The sequence below is a fragment of the Rhodopirellula sp. UH5 genome (assembly GCF_056839225.1).
The window spans coordinates 1,887,360-1,903,128 of sequence record NZ_CM166390.1 but is presented as its reverse complement, the minus strand read 5'-3'; the positions used below and the strand labels follow the sequence as shown (position 1 = coordinate 1,903,128).

The following is a 15,769-nucleotide window of genomic DNA, read 5'->3' as shown; positions in this document are numbered from 1 at the left end:
GCATCGCAAGCTGCTATTCGATCGTGACAGGATTGCCGTCAGATCAGTAAACGAGTTCGCTTCGCAAAGCGGGTGATTCAAGTGAGAGCCGGATCATTCTCCGCGACGGGGAGGACCCAGCGACGATTCGATCGCGACTCTCGAAGGACTCTTGGCCAATGCGGGAATCTCTTCAAAAGACTTCAAGCATCAACCCTGTGACGAAAATTCCTCTCCTAGCAGGTGACGGTTCGGTTGTTGGATGTGGTTCAACTTCAATTGCGGATTCAGTGGCATCGCACGGTGGTCGTTCTCTCTTCTAGGCAGCTTGCATCCTCGAAGCCTCTTGAAGATCAACTGGGCCGCTCCGCCCGAGTAGTTCGCTCGACACACCGCACTCCAAGGCACGATGCCACATCACCACCCCGAGCTTCCGCATCATCGCCACGAGTGCTTTCTTGGTTCGTTTGCTTTGGCCCTGTTTGATGCGATGGTAGTCCTTCGCCGCTGACTCACTCCGCGAGATCGATACCCAAGCCGCTTGACAGAGCAATTTGCGAAGTCTGGCAGGCCCCTGACGCGTGATTCGGCCTTTGCGATTGTCACTCTCTCCACTTTCATGACTCGAAGGAACCAGCCCCAAATACGCACCAACTTGCCGGCGATTGCTGAACCGCGTCAGGTCACCCATCTCGGTCAGGAACGTCATCGCCGTCAACAGCCCAACACCAGGGATCTCACGCAGCCTTTTGTGAGCAGCGGCGTAACGCGATTCGCCCGATAGTTTTCGCAACGCGCTGTCGAGCTTGGTCTGTTCCTGACGGAACGCTTCGTAACGATCCGCTAGTCGCTCGAACGTCGCGGCGACGACCGAGTCCATCTGAGCGATCACGTCTTCTCGCAGCCAGCGAACGAATCGCTTGGTCCAGTGGGTTTGATACCACGACGGCTTGGTGATGCCGCGTCGCTTCAGCCCCGAGAGGATTTTCAGTTTGACGCGAGTCAGCTCGTCGCCGACGTCGATCCGAGCCCGGACGAGCTCCCGGTCATCACGAAGTCGCTGGGGTGGCGTCCAGACGACCGGCAGCGAATTACCGGCTAAGACGTGACCACGGACTTGTTCCAATAGCATTTGAGCGTCCTTGGCATCCGTCTTGAGCTTGGCGGACTTCGGGGTGGTGGGCAACAGTGATGGCGAAAGGACGTAGCATTCGATGCCCGCTTCGTGCAGTTCGTCGGAGAGCCCGAACCCGAGCCCGGAGGCTTCGTATGCAAAGACAATCCGCTGGCACCGCTCTTTGTCAGCGAGCCGTTTGATCCGCGCGATCATGTTTCGGCGTCCCGATGGATTGTTTTCGTGGGCAAGTTGCTGGGGCACTTGCGTGCCGACGGCGTAGCGAAGGAGCATGCTGCGGTCGTGAAGGTCGCAGCCAATCATGATAGACTTGGACATGGATTTGGTACCTCGTTGTGGATTGTTTCAAAAGCTATTAAACGTCCCAACGAGTGTGCCAAATCTTTTCCACTCTGACTTGCCCCCTCCATAGTTTCTCCGCGACTGGGTGTGTTCGGGGGATCGAATAACCGCGGAGCGGTGGCAGTTGTCAGCCTCGGGTTTTCAACCCGAGGTTTGGTTTTCGGCCGCAATTTTCGCCCCGGACGGGGCCGACTTGCATAGCTCGGGGCGGAAGCCCCGAGACCGATCACGAAAAACAAGAGACCGCCCCGGATGGGGCCGGCGTAGGGCATGCCGCGTGGGCCTCGCTGGCACGTCGGGTTTCTATTTCGGCGGCCTTGGAAGGTCATTGCACGGGAATGCGAGTCGGGGGATCGCGCGCGAGGGGGCGGCAAACAACTGTCGTCGCTCCGCGACTTGGGGGCTTGTGTCGTTGGCGTATGACCTTGGGTTGAAAACCAAAGGCTTCCGGCTTTCGTCGCTCCGCGACTGGGTGTGTTCGGGGGATCCAATAACCGCGGAGCGGTGGCAGTTGTCAGCCTCGGGTTTTCAACCCGAGGTTTGGTTTTCGGCCGCAATTTTCGCCCCGGATGGGGCCGGCTTGCTTAGCTCGGGGCGGAAGCCCCGAGACCGATCACGAAAAACAAAAGACCGCCCCGGATGGGGCCGGCGTAGGGCATGCCGCGTGGGCCTCGCTGGCGCGTCGGGTTTCCATATCGACGGCCTTGGAAGGCCATCGTACGGGGGGCTTTGTGTGTCGAGTTTCCATGAAAAAACACGGCGACCGAATGGCCGCCGTGTTGTTCGTCATTGGGAATTTGCTGGGAGCTATGCCACAGGTTTCTTCATGAATTCGGTTTCCGTCGCGATGTCGCTGTCGTCCGGGGTCGCATCGTTGTCGATGTCGAACCACTCTTCCTTGAACTGCAGGTAACCGCTTTCGCCCTTGGCTGAACGTTTCAGAGCGACATTGGTTCCCAGAGCGATGACCGCGTCGCCCATCGCGACTTCGGGGTAGCAGCGAGGTTTGTTTTCCCCGTCTGGGTTGCGGATGCAGTAGGCCCAGTGCTCAATCTCTTCGCGGTAGCCACGGCTGACTGGGCCGGACGAAGCGGCTTGGGCAACCGGTGCAGCAAAGTCGCCGCTGGCCGAGGTGTCCAAGGCGAATCCGGCGTCCTTCTTGACGACGCCGGCTTTGCTGCTGGTGTCGCTGTTGCGGTACAAGTAAACGTCGGTTTCCTTGTCCAGGATCAACGTTCCCTTGGTGCCCATGACGACTTCGCCCCAGCCACCGAAGCCGTTGCCGTTGATCGACGAGTAGGTCACGACGACCTTCTTGTTTGGATCGGTATCGTATCCGGCGACCGGACCGTTTCCGGGGCTGTCGGGGTTGGGGTAACGCTCGACACGGTCGTAGTAACCGACGTCGAAGGTGCTGCTGTATTCTGGTCCAGGGAACTCGAACATGCAGTAGACGTGGTCACCGACTTCCCGATCCACCGGCATGATGTGGCGTCCGCCAACTGCGTGGACGCTCAGTGGGTGGACCTTCTTCTTGTCATCACGCAACGAGCTGAGGAAGATGCTGACGGCGTCGAGCTGGTGACTTCCCAGTTCGGCCATCAGGCCAGCCCCGGTGCGATTGAACAACCGCCAGCGGTGAAGTTCTTCCATCGCACTGAAGGTTTGATCGCCGACCGAGAAGCCTTCGTAGCCGAATTCCTTGGGGTCAACGTTCTTGTCAGCGTCCCAAGCCGTCCACTGATCAATTTCCATCTGCAGACGAATCATTTCGTCAGGGTCAGTCGTTTCCGCCAGCTTTTTCTTGCGGTACTCGATGTCCTTCGCGATCTTGTCAAAGTTTTTGCCGTTGACCATCTCGCCGCCAGGGATTGGCATCGACCAGCTGTCGGCACCGGGGACGTTGCTACGGTGCCACTGAGCACGAATGTGGTGCAGTTGTCCGAGCAAGCCCCAGCGGATCAGGTTGATCGCGTCTTGGTACTTCACGTTGTAGTGACGTTGGTGACCGGTCGCCAAGTGCAGCGGGTTGCCGTTCTTGTCTTCCATGCTGCCAGCCATTCGCGACATGACCTTGCACTGAGCCACATTGTGGGCCATCAGTTTTTCGGTCAGCACGTGCAGGCCACGTTCCATGGCTTGAGCGGCAACGGGAGCGTGCAGCCAAAGTGGCAAGGCAATGATCACCGCTTCGATATCGGGGTCATCGAGGCAGGCCATGATGCCGCCGTTGGATCCGTCGTAAACCTTGACGTTCTTGCGAGCTTCCGCTTCGTCTTTGTAACCAGCGACGCTGATCAAGCCTGGACGACGTTTCAAAGCCGATGAAGAAGACCAGTCACCGTGGAACGCACGAAACTGGCTGAATGGACGAATGTCGCAGATCGCTTTGACGTCCACGTACTCGGGGTTGCAACCTCCAATCAAGACGTTGCCTTCGTCACCGGTTCCGATGACCGCGACGCGGACCGGGTCGGTGACTTTGCCATAGCCGAAGTAAGCGGCTCCCAGGCCAGCACCACTGACGGCACCGGCGGCGACGATGCCACGCAGGAAGTCACGACGATTGACATCGTAGTAACTGCCGACGGCGGAATAGTAATTGTGTGAGCCGACTTCTTTTTGATCGGCGTTGAGCTTGTCTACCATTTGCTAAGACTCCCGGTCACGCAGTTGCGGCGTCATCGCCGTTGAATTTTCGAATAATGAGATGCAGAAAGAAATCGAGGCCGGCGAAACGGCCAGCGCCGGTGGCGGCAAGCACCAAACAGGCCAGACCTTCAATCAGCTGATAATTGCTCGACCCTGGCCCGGTCACGGGTGGATACTGGCTTAGAAAGACTGAACCGAGAAAACACGCGGCGGCTAACGCGGCCACGGGGGTGAACAACCCGAGCAACAGACACCAACCAACGATCATGTCGAAGTACGGCACCATCGTATCGATCACACTGGTGTCCATCATTTGCAAACGCGGACGCGTCAGTTTGTACGCACTATGGGTGAGCAGTTGTTCCGGCGAGGCGACCTTGTTTTGTGCAGTTTCGTAGTTTTCCCAAATTGCATCGATCTGATCGAAGACCGGGGCGATCTTTTGGGACAACTCTTTTCGAACGCTCTCGCGTTGACCACTCAGGGAGCTGACCCCCGATGCGACCGAATTCCCATCGAGTTCTGCGACTCGATCCAGCCCCAATTGAAACTCCTGAACTTCATTGGCGTTGAGTTGCAGCACGATTTCGTACTGATCAACCGCTTTTTTGTAGTTGTTCTGAGCCTCAGCGGCCTGTTTTTCATCGAACCCGTAGTGGCCCGAGATTTGGTCGCGGTAGTAAGCCCAGTTGACTTTGGTTTGGTCAACGTCCAATCGCATGGTGCCGTCGTAATCCCACACCATTTGGCGGAAATGACCGGCGAATGGGCCTCGGGCGTTGGCAAAAAATGGTTTCGCAGACCAGTTTCCAGCTTGATACTTGTCGACACCTTCTGTGATGAAGTGCCAGCCGATGGTGAGACGAAGGAGGGTCAGCATGACCACCGCGATCGTTCCGAGCAGCCGGGGTGAGATTCCCCATCCGACAGCCAAACGCAAAGGGGAAAGCAAATACTTGGCCACCGAGAATGGGCTCCGTCAAAGGCAGGGAGAATAAAGGCACCGGGTCGACAACGCCGCCACCAAACGCATGCCAAATTCGGCACATTCAAGGCACGTTCAATTCACACCAAGGCACCTCCAGTGAAGGGGGAACGCCCATTATGGCAGCCGGGTGACCATTCGCCAACCGATGTGTATACAGATTCAACTGAATCCTGCGGTTCAACGAAGCCGTTTTCTCGGATGCACCGGATTGTGGGGGTCGACAAAGTCCTTTGGATCAGAAGACTTTTGGCTGTCTTGTTCGTTGAACCGCCGCCAATGGGTTGCTGCCTGCCTACGTTTCCCTGCCCACTGCTCACTTTTCGTACGGGTTGCTCGTCCGCTCTGCGTTTCTCGTTTCCCCCCTCTGTCCCGATTTCTCGTTAGGAACCCTGCCTGTGTCCATTCGAATCATGCGCCGCTTCACATTTTGTGCCGGGCACCGATTGGTGGGGCACGAGGGCAAATGCCAGAGCCTGCACGGCCACAATTACGTGCTGGAGGTCTACGTGACGGGCAAGAAGCAAGACGCGGTGGGGCGGATCCTGGACTTCAAGCAGCTGAAGGCTCGCTGCAAGGATTGGATCGACGAAAACTGGGACCACACATTCGTGTTGTGGGAGAAAGACCAGAACGGGTTGGATGCGATCCGCAGTTCGGAACCGCACCGAATTTACGAACTGGACAGCAATCCAACGGCCGAAAACATGGCCAAGCATTTCCTCGAAAAGGTCTGCCCGGAAATCTTGGGTGACTCCGGCGCGACCGCTTACAAGGTTCGCTTGTGGGAGAGCGAAGAAACCTACGCTGAAGCGGAGTTGGACTGAACCAGTTGCAGCAACTTGGGGATGAAGACCCGCAGGGCTCGCGACCGATGGCTGAGAGCCCGCTTCACGGTCAGGTTCAGTTCCCCGAACGTTTTGTGGTACTCGGGAATCACAAACAGTGGGTCGTAGCCAAATCCCGCGCCGCCGCTGCGTTCAGTTGCAATGCGTCCGCGGCAGATGCCAGACTCGGCCAAGCGAACGTTGCCCGCAGGATCGGACAAGCACAGGTGGCAATTGAACTGAGCGCCACGACGATCCAGCGGCACCTCGGCCAGTTCACGCAGTAGTTTTTCGTTGTTGGCTTCATCGTCGCCGTGCGTTCCGGCGTAGCGAGCGGAGTGCACACCCGGTTCACCCTTGAGTGCATCGACTGTCAGTCCGCTGTCTTCAGCCAGCACCCATCGTCCCAAGTGCTTGGCTTGCTCAGTCGCTTTCTTGGCAGCGTTCTGTGCAAACGTGTCGCCATCTTCCACCACGTCGATCGCGTTGTCGATTTCCGACAGTGCGGTCAGGGCGATGGTCTCTTCCGGCAGCATCATCCGAAGCTCGACGAGCTTCTTCGCATTGCCTGTTCCAAGGACGAGATCAAACATAGGGCTCAGCGTCCAACCGCGGCGCTGTAGAAGCTGCGTTTGCTGGCTTTGGGGACCGCAATGGGGGTTGGCTGAACATCAAAGGGGATGTTTTCGATGTGCTTCGCGGCGAGCCCGTCGCTGGTCTTGCTTTTGACCTGATTGGCGATGTTGGGGTCGACGTTGAACGCTCGGTAAGTGGACATGAGCGCTTTGATTTCGGGAGCGTATTCAAAGCCGCCGTTTGGCAATTCATGACCCAGCGTATCGAAGCTGCCAATGGTCACAATCGAACGAGTTCGGTCGTGGTATTGATAAGCCTCTTGTCCGTCGTTTCGCAGTGCAATCACCATTTTGTTGGCATCGATTGCCATCCGGTCCAAGCGGTTGATATTGGGCAGGAAGTTCTTTTCTTTCTTGCCATCGACGATTGTTTTGAAGCCTTCGAAGGTCCGAACCACGACGGTGAATTTCCCGTCGCACTCGAGCAAGCTGAATTGCTTGTCTTCGTTCAATTTGCGGACGAAGGAATCCACTTCCGGCGAGTGCGAGAAGTCGTCGGGGAGCAACGGGTTGCGAGTCAGGAAAGCGCTGCCCATCTCCCCGCGATTTTTGTCGCCGCTGCGGTTCACAAATTGACGGTGCAAGGCTTTGACCGCCGTGACCGGGTTGCGAAAGTCCGATTCAGCAGCCATCTCTTTCTCGTCACCGAAAACGGGAAGCTTGGCGGACTTGATGCGTTTCAGATCATCGGCGATTTGCGGGTGTTCTGCGTGGTCGTATTCACCCACCAGAACCGCGTGAGCATCGTACTGAATGCTGTTGGCGTAACGCATTCGACGTTGGTGGGTACGCGTCGAACCACCAGCGACTTGGATAGTGGAGGTTGGTGTTTCGACTTCGCCAGAGAAGTCAAACTTTTCCTCGTAGACATAAGACGGCAAACTCAATTCCTGGCGGATTTCCAGTGCCAAACGCTCGGCGCGTTCTTTCGAACCAGCACCCACAAACGTGTGAGCCAGAATCAGCCAAGGCCCGTCTTCCTCTGTCAGTTCATAGGTCTTGGTTGTGTCGACTTCGACTTTGGTCCCGCGTTTGAACATCCGCAAAAACGGAGAGGTTTGAGCGGCGGCGGGTGTCGGCGACACGAAGCCGGAGGCGACGACGGCGAGGATTGCGATCAATCCGAGGCGAAGCGAACTGTTCATCGGAACCAAATCCTGAATCGAAACGATACGAGCGAGTTGTTTGACTCGTCATTAGCAGATTCGATGGATTGGCGGCAAGAGAATCAAAGCGTTTTGAGATATTCCAGCACGGCACGCTTTTCTTGTTCGTTGAGCTCGTCGGGATAGTCATGTCCAGCCGCGCTTTTGCCGAAGCGACTGGTGTCAAAGTAACTGCGTCGAATCAGCACGTCGGGTTGTGACAACGGCACCTTGTCAGCCAATTCGATCTGAAAACCCATTCGTTCAGGATCGATCGCCTCCGCGGCACGCTTCCATAAAACAGGGCGTTCTTGGGGATGCAGCACGTGCCAGAGGGTCGGCACGCTGCCGTTGTGGAAGTACGGTGGGCTGGCCCAAACACCGTCCAGTGGTGGGGCGACGTATCCTTCGGGATTGACCCGTGTCTCCTGCGACTCACCCTGTTTCAGTTGTGCGAACCATGAATCGGCGTACCGCTGACGCCCTTCGCTGGTCAAAGCCTGGAACCGAACAGGATCGGTGCCAAGTTCATCGATCGGAACCATCTCGTTGGGGTAAGTGCCGCCGTCCGGGCCGTACGTTCCGTGGCATCTCGCACAGGTTTGCTCGAACAGATGACGCCCTCTCTCGGCGAGGGGCTGGTCGATTGGGCCGTCGTACTGGGGCGCTCGGAGTGACGACAGAAACGCGAAAACGTTTCGGAAATCGTCTTCGTGTTCGCGATAAAACTCCGGTCCGTTTTCAGGGACCAGCGTGAATTGCATCAAACCTCGATGTCCCTTCTGAGCGAAGCCATCGATGTACAGGTACGGCCGTTTGTAAAAATGCCACCAGGGAGGAGCGTCCATGTCGTGATGAACGAACGTCTGCGGTGCGCGCTGGACGACGTTCAATTCCGAATCACGGTAGTTCATCAATCCCATGCCAAAGACCACGGCGTTGGTGGTGCCATTGGTGGTTCCAAGTGGAATGACCAAGGATCCCAACTCCATTCGCCCCAGCGGTTTGCCGAGACGAAACTTGGTGCTCCGGACTTCTTCGGTGAGCGTCTGCAACGCGTAGCGATTGTTCGGTGCGCCGGGCGTTGGGACCCCGTACACCGAGCCGCCATGGCAGGACAGACAATTCATCGTCCAGTCGCCCTTTTCGCTCACCACGTACTGCATCGGCGGTCCCACCGAGTCCTCTTGCTGCGGGGAAACGAAGGCCGCGGTACCGTCTTTGCCCACCAGCAGTTCAGGTCGCTCGGACAATCCATAGCGATGGTAAATCAATCGCAGGCGGTCTTCGGGCGACGCGTTCTCGGCCTTCGCGCGAGCCTCCTCTGGCCAGCTTCGCCAGATGTCATCAATCACAGTCTGAGAGAAATCGCTGGGCAGCAATGCTTTTTTTGTCAGCACTTCCCAGCCCAGTTCAGCGGCCCGGTTGTTCGACGACTGTTCCACTTCGGTGGCAGCGGACTTGGTTGCCGCGGACGGCCCATTCGCGAATTCGGTGGCCATGGCGTCTGGACCCCATATCTGGCCGAGTGAAGTCAGGCAGAACGTGATCAGGAGGCCCCCACGAATTTTCGCGAGCAAACAGCCTTCATTCGGAAAACAACAACGAATCATTGACGCAGATCACCGGAGGAATGAATGCGGAGTGGATTTCAAACGGTTCAGCAACGCAGGCGAAACCGTGTGCGTGCTCGCCGGCCCGCTCGTTTCTTGACCGCCTAGCGGCTTGTTGATTGACTCGATTTCACAACCCGACGCGTGAGCGAGGGATCCACAGGCTCGTTGCAATCGCACACGATCCCTCGTTCACGCTTCGGGTCAGAATTGAATCAACAGGCCGCGGGGCCATAGCAGTTTAACACTGCGTCCAGGGGCGAAGGCGGAGCAACCCGCCAATCGGTCCAAACAGATGGGACAGATTGTGTTGGGTGGGCGTCTGCTCTTGTGTCACGTTCCTCCGATTGACTACTTCCTGGAGTAATCGTGGCCAATCAACTTACGACGAACGCATTCGTACGCTCATGAACGCAACTACCGCTCTCCATCGCTGCCGATTCGGGTTGGTGTGGATCACGTTGTCTTTGACCGCCGCTGGCGGGTGCACTTCGTTTTGGAAACTTGGCAAGCAGGATGAGCCCGACAACCCTCAGTTGGCCAAATTGCTGAGGGTCCCTGAACCGCCGGATTTGGTCCGAGAAGCGGCCATCCCTCACGGCATGCAGAGCGTCCCGGTCACGGGAGTTGCAATCGTCAATGCGTTGCCCGATACAGGCGGTCCCGCACTGCCTTCGGGTTTCCGCGACATGCTGCTCGAGGAAATGAAACGCAAAGAGATTCCGAATCCAAACGAGTTCTTGGAACGCAACGACACAGCGTTGGTCCAAGTTCGTGGCAGCATTCCTCCTGGTGCGCGCCGAGGCGATGTGTTGGATTTGCAGGTTTTGACCCCACCCAAAACCGAAGCGACGGACTTGCACGGCGGTTGGTTGCTTGACACCCGCATGCGGCACCAAAAGGTGCTCGACAGTTCGGTTCGAAGCAGTGAAGTGTTGGCGGTCGCGACCGGGCCCATTCTGACACGTGCCGATCATGAAGGCGAAAAAGACGAAGCCCTGCAAGTGCAAGGTTCGATCTTGTCCGGCGGAGTCGTGCAGAACGATCGCAAGATCGGGTTGGTGCTTCGTCCCGATTTTCAACACGTCAAAATGTCCGCGGCAATTGCCCAGGCCATCAACAAACGATTTTACTTTTTCGACGGCTCAACTCGGCGTGGGATTGCGGAACCGATCGAAGACGACTTCATTCAATTGGATGTTCACCCGCGCTATCGAAACAACGTGGCCCGTTTGATGGCCGTGGTTCGTGCCATTGGTGTGGCGCCGGAGTCTTCCAACACGCAGGTTCGCCTGACCAAACTGGGCGAGCGGATGAAGCAGCCTTCCAAAGCCGCGGACGCTGCGTTGCAGTTGGAAGGATTGGGGGAACCCGCGATTCCAACTTTGTTGGAAGCGGTCCAGTCATCCAATCCCGAGTTGCGGTTCTATGCCGCCGAAGCTCTGGCCTACTTGGATCGGGACGAAGCCATCGATCCTTTGATCGCCGCCATTCGAGCGGAGCCCGCCTTCCGTGCTCCTGCTTTGAAGGCACTGGAAGACATGGAACATCACAACGTGGTCGAAGGTCTGCAGCGATTGATGGACTCACCCAGCTTGGAAACCCGCTACGGAGCATTCTGCAAGCTCAGGAATCGCGAAGATGGAAAACAGAAGCTGGCGGGACAAAACTTGCGTGGCACCTACCGGCTGTACCAAGTCCCGTCTTCAGTGAAGCCTTCCGTGGTGGTTTCGCTGCGTCGCAAACCAGAAATCGTGTTGTTCGGCGATGTTCAACCACTGCAAATTGAATCGTTCTTCTTAGGCCCATCGGGCATCATGATTCGGTCTGTGCCTGAAACGGGGCAACTTCGCATCAGCCGCTTCCAAGCTGGCAAGGACGATGCCTTTGCCGAAGTCAACAACTCGCTCGCTGCAGTCCTCGAAGGCCTGACCGAAGTGGGCGGTGGCTATGGCGACGCGGTGTCGTTGTTGAGAATGGCGAAAACGAAAGGCATCTTGCCTGACCAATTGGCGTTCGATCCACTGCCGAAGAACTTGCGGACCTACTACCGCAACGAAGGCTCGGGCGGGTCCGAGTCGGACGAAGACAGCAAAGGATTCGCAACGGATTCCGAGAGTGAGTCCGAGGGCGATTCCAGCGGCGTCTGATCGTCGTTCGACATCTTCTTTTGCTTTCGCATTTTACGTGCTCGTCCGACCATTCGCACGATTGGGAAGACGCAGAATGCGACGATCAAGAGCACCACGTTCAGCAGGACTCCTTGGACAAGCGTCGTGCAGACCGCGGAAAGGAATCCGAATTCGGATTCGGTTTCGAATTGGCGGACACCGGCGACAATCATGACCGCCAGCATGCCTGAAAACATGTCGACGATCATGCCGGCAGGAAGGATCACCGAGGCCACCAATCGCAACACATAGACGGTGCGCAAGGTGGCCGCGATTTGTCGCGAATGACGCCAAGATTGAGAACGTGTGACCAAGTCGGCCCAGACATAGCCGACGATGAAGATCACAATTCCGGTCACCATCCCCCAGAATTGCCCCTGAGTGACCGTGAACCCGATCACGAAACTGGGGATCGCTGCAATGCTGCAGACCAGCGTCCAACGCAGGATCGTGCGAGGGATCGTCGGGAAAGTGTCTTCGTCCGGCGGAATTTCCAACAGCAATGCTCGGTCTTCGTCGTCTCCCTCTGTCGGAGGCCCCGTTGCATAGGGGTTCGGCAAAACGGCGTTGTCATCGTCGGAATTCATGCAATCAGCATAACCAGTTCGGTTGCTGCACACGGAAGGGATCGCTGATTCTCCCCTCCACCATCAACCGATTCATTCGTCTCGGTCAAAGGTCGCGGATAGAATGGAAACCATGTTCCATTCCCATCGCATCGCTGGCATGACTGTGCAACCAACATCCACTCCACCTCGATTTGGGGCATTCTTCTCCCTCGTGGTCATCGCGGCGTCGGTCGTTGCTCCGACGGGGCTCGCTGTCGGGCAAGGTTTCGGTGGTACCGCGAGTTCTGGCAGCCAGTACCCGCCCCAAAACTACTACACCGGGCTCAAAATCTATCGTGACGGCGATATGAAGAACGCGGTGAACGCGTTCGAGTCCGCGCTCCGAAGTTCGCGAACGGACGTCAACGGCAAGTGGATCGATGCGATTCCTATGCATGCAATGTTGGCGGAGTGTTACTGGCATCTGGGCCACTTGCCGCTTTGTCGCACGCACTTGGACGCCGGCATGCAGATCACCGTTCGCAATCGCGGATGGTTGGGCGCGATTGATTGGTCGAGTCTGAATCAAGGCAACGCGATCAAAGCCGGGGCGACAAATTTGTGGCCCGAAGCCAATGCGGTTCGGCTCGCTCCGATCCCAGATGGATTGATGCTTCAAAGCGGCGAGGTGATGACTGAACAACGTCTCCAACAAGGCGGGCGAATTGAAAGCCAGAATCTCAAGCGAGTCGATGCGATTGAGATCATGCGATCGATCGCACTGATGATGTATCGACGACGCGTCGTGATGGGGGAACTGTCCGCACAAGAACCGCTGGCATCCGAGTTGATGGAATCGACCAAGTATCCCGCCGGGTTGAATTCACCCGGTGGCCGTTCGTTGATCGGCGCGATGCGAGGCGTGGGGCAAATTGCCGTGGGCGAAGATTCAACGGTGGTCGATCGCGTTGGCAAATACGCCACCCTGGGTGGCTCGGTGCATCCGCTCACACCGCTGATGTTTCTGGCCGGGATGACGGTCGGTGTCGCGGGGGACGCAAACGGAAAGTTGGAACCCAATGTGGCCGCTGGTTTGGTCGCGACCAGCCAACGAGCCGTCAATTCCGCGGCGGCCTTGGAACAGTACGAATTCATCGGGGAAGCCCTGCAGTTGGCTGTTGGTGCGGCAGGCCCCCAGCAATACGGGACGGTGGAGCAGACCTCTTTGTTGGCTGGACGCACGCTGATTCGCGAATCGCGATTGGCGTCGCTGCATTGCTACCTGGTTGCAGCGGACGCCGCGATCAGTGCGGGGCGAGTCGACGCCGCCACGGAAGCGATTACGCTGGCCATCGAAATCGCTTCCCGTCGAGATGTGGACTTCCCTCGCTTGGAAGCGTACGGAGCCTATGTCGCGGCACGCATTGCTGCGTCTCGCGGTGAATCACTCGGTGGCCCCGACGGAAAGCTCTCCAACGCGATGGGATCGCTGAACGAGTTCATCAACAATCGACGCGACCGCAATCGGCCGGTGATCTCCATGCCCTCGCACTATCAATTGAGTTTGGTGCAAGCGTTGATGGGCCGATCGATCGGCAACCAATCCACCAAGAATTTGCTGGCCTACTTCACGTCGCCTGTCTCAATGCCGACATGGCGGCGCGATCCGGTGGATGCGATTGCTTTGATCGGACTTGATTCGACGCCCTTGCACCGTGGCCGCTTGGAACTGGCGGTGGCCGAAAACAACGGCATCGATGTGCTCAAGTCCACTGACCGAATTCATGCGGCTCGCTTGGCCTCGGCGCTGCCACTTCGAGGCCGTTTGATGGACGTTCGATCTCTGGTCACGGACCCTGCGGACTCGTTTTGGCCGGCGGCCAAGGAATTGGTCGTGCAGCCTCCACCGATGCTTGCCGACCTACGGCAGAAAGTCCAAGTCTCTCTTCGCGAAGGCCTGGAAGACACCGCACCACGCGACGCAGCGTTGGCAAATCTTCAGGAGTCGGTGGTCACTCAGATTGCACTCCAGCGTTTGAGGATCCCCGCCGTTTGCCCTCCGCCAATCGCAACGGAAGACGCTGGTGCTCTGCCTCCGGGAACGGGATTGTTGACCTTTGTAGTGGATGGTCCTCGTTTGGTCGCGACCCTTACAAGAGACGGCACCACGACAGGCTGGATCTCGCCTGCCGGGCGGCGTATTCCCATGATGATTTCGAAGTTGTTGGCCGAGATCGGTGCCAACCGAAGTCGAGGCAAGCGGCTCCCTGATGACGAATCATGGCGTGACACAGCCGCTGCGCTGAAGGAAATGTTGTTTCCCTCGAAGTCGGCTTGGAATGAATCGGGGCTGGAAAAGTTGGTGATCGTTCCTGATGGGCCGTTGTGGTACCTGCCGTTTGAACTGTTGCCAGCCAGCGATGGGCCGGATGTCACAGCCGAAGACAATGCCGCGGAAGGCTTGGAGGATGCGGCGGATGACGATCCCGCGGCACCAGCTCAACTTTGGGCGGACGCGATAAAGATCAGCTACGCCCCGACGCCAGGCTTGGCCCTTCGGGATGTCGGATCCGCGAGTGATGGCAACCGAGTTGCGGTGATGGCGGGAACGTTCTTCGCACCTCGGCAAAAGGAGCTCAACGATCAAATGATCGACGAGATGCTGGCGGCGGCAGAGGATCCACTGCAATGGACGCTTGGATCCGCGCCACCAACCGATCGAGTCGGTTTGGGCGTGGCGCACTTGGTGGTCGCTTCGCCGCTGACTCCCAACGTGGTGGCACCCATGGCAACCACAACCATCCCCGTCAGCACCTCGACGCCACGTTCGGACGCCAGCGGCCCATGGGATCGATTGTCCGGATGGGTTCGATTGCCCGCCAGTGGCCCGCGGACAGTGGCGTTGCCTGGCTATCGAACCGCCGCCGGGGCTGCGAAGCTTGGGGATGGTTCCGAGGTTTTCTTTCCGCTCGCTGCCCTTCGCTGCAGCGGAGTCAAGGAGATCACGCTCAGTCGCTGGGTCACCGGTGGCCAGTCCGCAGCCACCGTGATCGGTGAACTGATCAACGAAGCGCCTCACACATCACTGGCATCCGCCACGCGTCGAGGCGTTTCGCTGCTGCGGCAAGCGGAGCTTTCCGTCGCTGGAGAACCGCTGCTCGGAAAGGCGGATGAGGAATCCAAGAACATCAACGGGAACCAACCGCTGTTCTGGGCCACCTACATGACCTCGGATTCGCTCCGTTTGCCTGCCCCCAAGAGCGAAGAGTGAGGGCGGTCAGCGGAAACGCCGCCTTGCAGTGCAGCCTGCTATGATTGCAAACCACGATTCGTGCTTTGCCATCTCAAGCTGCCATGATCAATCCGTATCAATCACCTGAATCAGCGCCAGCGAACCTGACGCACAATTGCCCGGTTTGCGAGGGGCCGGTTGGCTTTTGGCGGTTCGCGTTCCCGCTAGGGCATTGCCAGCATTGCGGGAACTACCTCGCCATTCGCCATTGGGGCAGAGAGTCATGGAGATGGACGGTTGTCTTGATCGTTAGCATTGTCATTCCGATTTGGCTGCGGGCAAACAAGTACATTGATTTCACACCGCCGATTGGCACGATGATGCTGATTTGGTTCGTGGTGTTGGTTGTGCATGGCAAGTTTGCCGGCCGGTTGGTCCCCGCCTACTGTTGGGGATTTTTTGCCACTCCGGACGACGACCGAATCAAAACGGACGATCACTGATA

Annotated in this window: 11 protein-coding genes; 4 read left to right on the top strand and 7 right to left on the bottom strand. The window is 57.6% G+C overall.

Annotated features, from left to right (window positions below):
* Window positions 1-298: 298 nt before the first annotated feature.
* The 3 genes from UH5x_RS07060 to UH5x_RS07050 form a co-directional block, all read right to left on the bottom strand.
* Window positions 299-1,432, bottom strand: coding sequence for an IS110 family RNA-guided transposase (locus UH5x_RS07060; protein ID WP_482633045.1), 1,134 nt, complete (start codon window positions 1,430-1,432; stop codon window positions 299-301).
* An 831-nt stretch (window positions 1,433-2,263) separates the two neighbouring features.
* Window positions 2,264-4,105, bottom strand: coding sequence for a Gfo/Idh/MocA family protein (locus UH5x_RS07055; RefSeq protein WP_047813528.1), 1,842 nt, complete (start codon window positions 4,103-4,105; stop codon window positions 2,264-2,266).
* A 16-nt stretch (window positions 4,106-4,121) separates the two neighbouring features.
* On the bottom strand, window positions 4,122-5,072 hold the full coding sequence (locus tag UH5x_RS07050) for a DoxX family protein (protein ID WP_482635206.1): 951 nt from the start codon (window positions 5,070-5,072) through the stop codon (window positions 4,122-4,124).
* Between the two features lie 434 nt (window positions 5,073-5,506).
* On the opposite strand from UH5x_RS07050, the gene queD reads away from it, so the two are divergent.
* The gene (queD, locus tag UH5x_RS07045; protein ID WP_047813594.1) at window positions 5,507-5,920 is read left to right on the top strand and encodes a 6-carboxytetrahydropterin synthase QueD; all 414 of its coding nucleotides are present in this window, start codon (window positions 5,507-5,509) and stop codon (window positions 5,918-5,920) included.
* On the opposite strand, the gene rdgB is transcribed toward queD, so the two are convergent.
* From rdgB to UH5x_RS07030, 3 genes are all read right to left on the bottom strand, one after another.
* Window positions 5,896-6,513 carry an RdgB/HAM1 family non-canonical purine NTP pyrophosphatase gene (rdgB, locus tag UH5x_RS07040; RefSeq protein WP_482635205.1) on the bottom strand — a complete coding sequence of 206 codons (618 nt, stop codon included), beginning with the start codon at window positions 6,511-6,513 and terminating at the stop codon, window positions 5,896-5,898. The two genes, queD and rdgB, sit on opposite strands and share 25 nt — an antisense overlap.
* 5 nt (window positions 6,514-6,518) lie before the next feature.
* Complete coding sequence (locus tag UH5x_RS07035) at window positions 6,519-7,700, bottom strand: hypothetical protein (RefSeq protein WP_482635204.1); 1,182 nt, start codon at window positions 7,698-7,700, stop codon at window positions 6,519-6,521.
* 83 nt (window positions 7,701-7,783) lie between these two features.
* A complete protein-coding gene (locus UH5x_RS07030) occupies window positions 7,784-9,202 on the bottom strand; it encodes a c-type cytochrome (RefSeq protein WP_482635203.1) in 1,419 nt (472 codons plus the stop codon).
* A 518-nt stretch (window positions 9,203-9,720) separates the two neighbouring features.
* Between UH5x_RS07030 and UH5x_RS07025 the strand changes: the two genes are divergently transcribed.
* Window positions 9,721-11,463, top strand: a complete 1,743-nt coding sequence (locus UH5x_RS07025) for a flagellar basal body P-ring protein FlgI (protein ID WP_173442623.1) — start codon at window positions 9,721-9,723, stop codon at window positions 11,461-11,463.
* On the opposite strand, the gene UH5x_RS07020 is transcribed toward UH5x_RS07025, so the two are convergent.
* Window positions 11,361-12,071, bottom strand: coding sequence for a hypothetical protein (locus UH5x_RS07020; RefSeq protein ID WP_482635202.1), 711 nt, complete (start codon window positions 12,069-12,071; stop codon window positions 11,361-11,363). The genes UH5x_RS07025 and UH5x_RS07020 overlap by 103 nt on opposite strands.
* Before the next feature lie 112 nt (window positions 12,072-12,183).
* On the opposite strand from UH5x_RS07020, the gene UH5x_RS07015 reads away from it, so the two are divergent.
* Window positions 12,184-15,303 (top strand): hypothetical protein, encoded by a 3,120-nt coding sequence (locus UH5x_RS07015; protein WP_482635201.1) that lies wholly within the window; start codon window positions 12,184-12,186, stop codon window positions 15,301-15,303.
* Window positions 15,304-15,566: 263 nt separating this feature from the next.
* Window positions 15,567-15,767: a hypothetical protein gene (locus UH5x_RS07010; protein ID WP_482635200.1), complete on the top strand. Its 201-nt coding sequence runs from the start codon at window positions 15,567-15,569 to the stop codon at window positions 15,765-15,767.
* Window positions 15,768-15,769 lie beyond the last annotated feature (2 nt).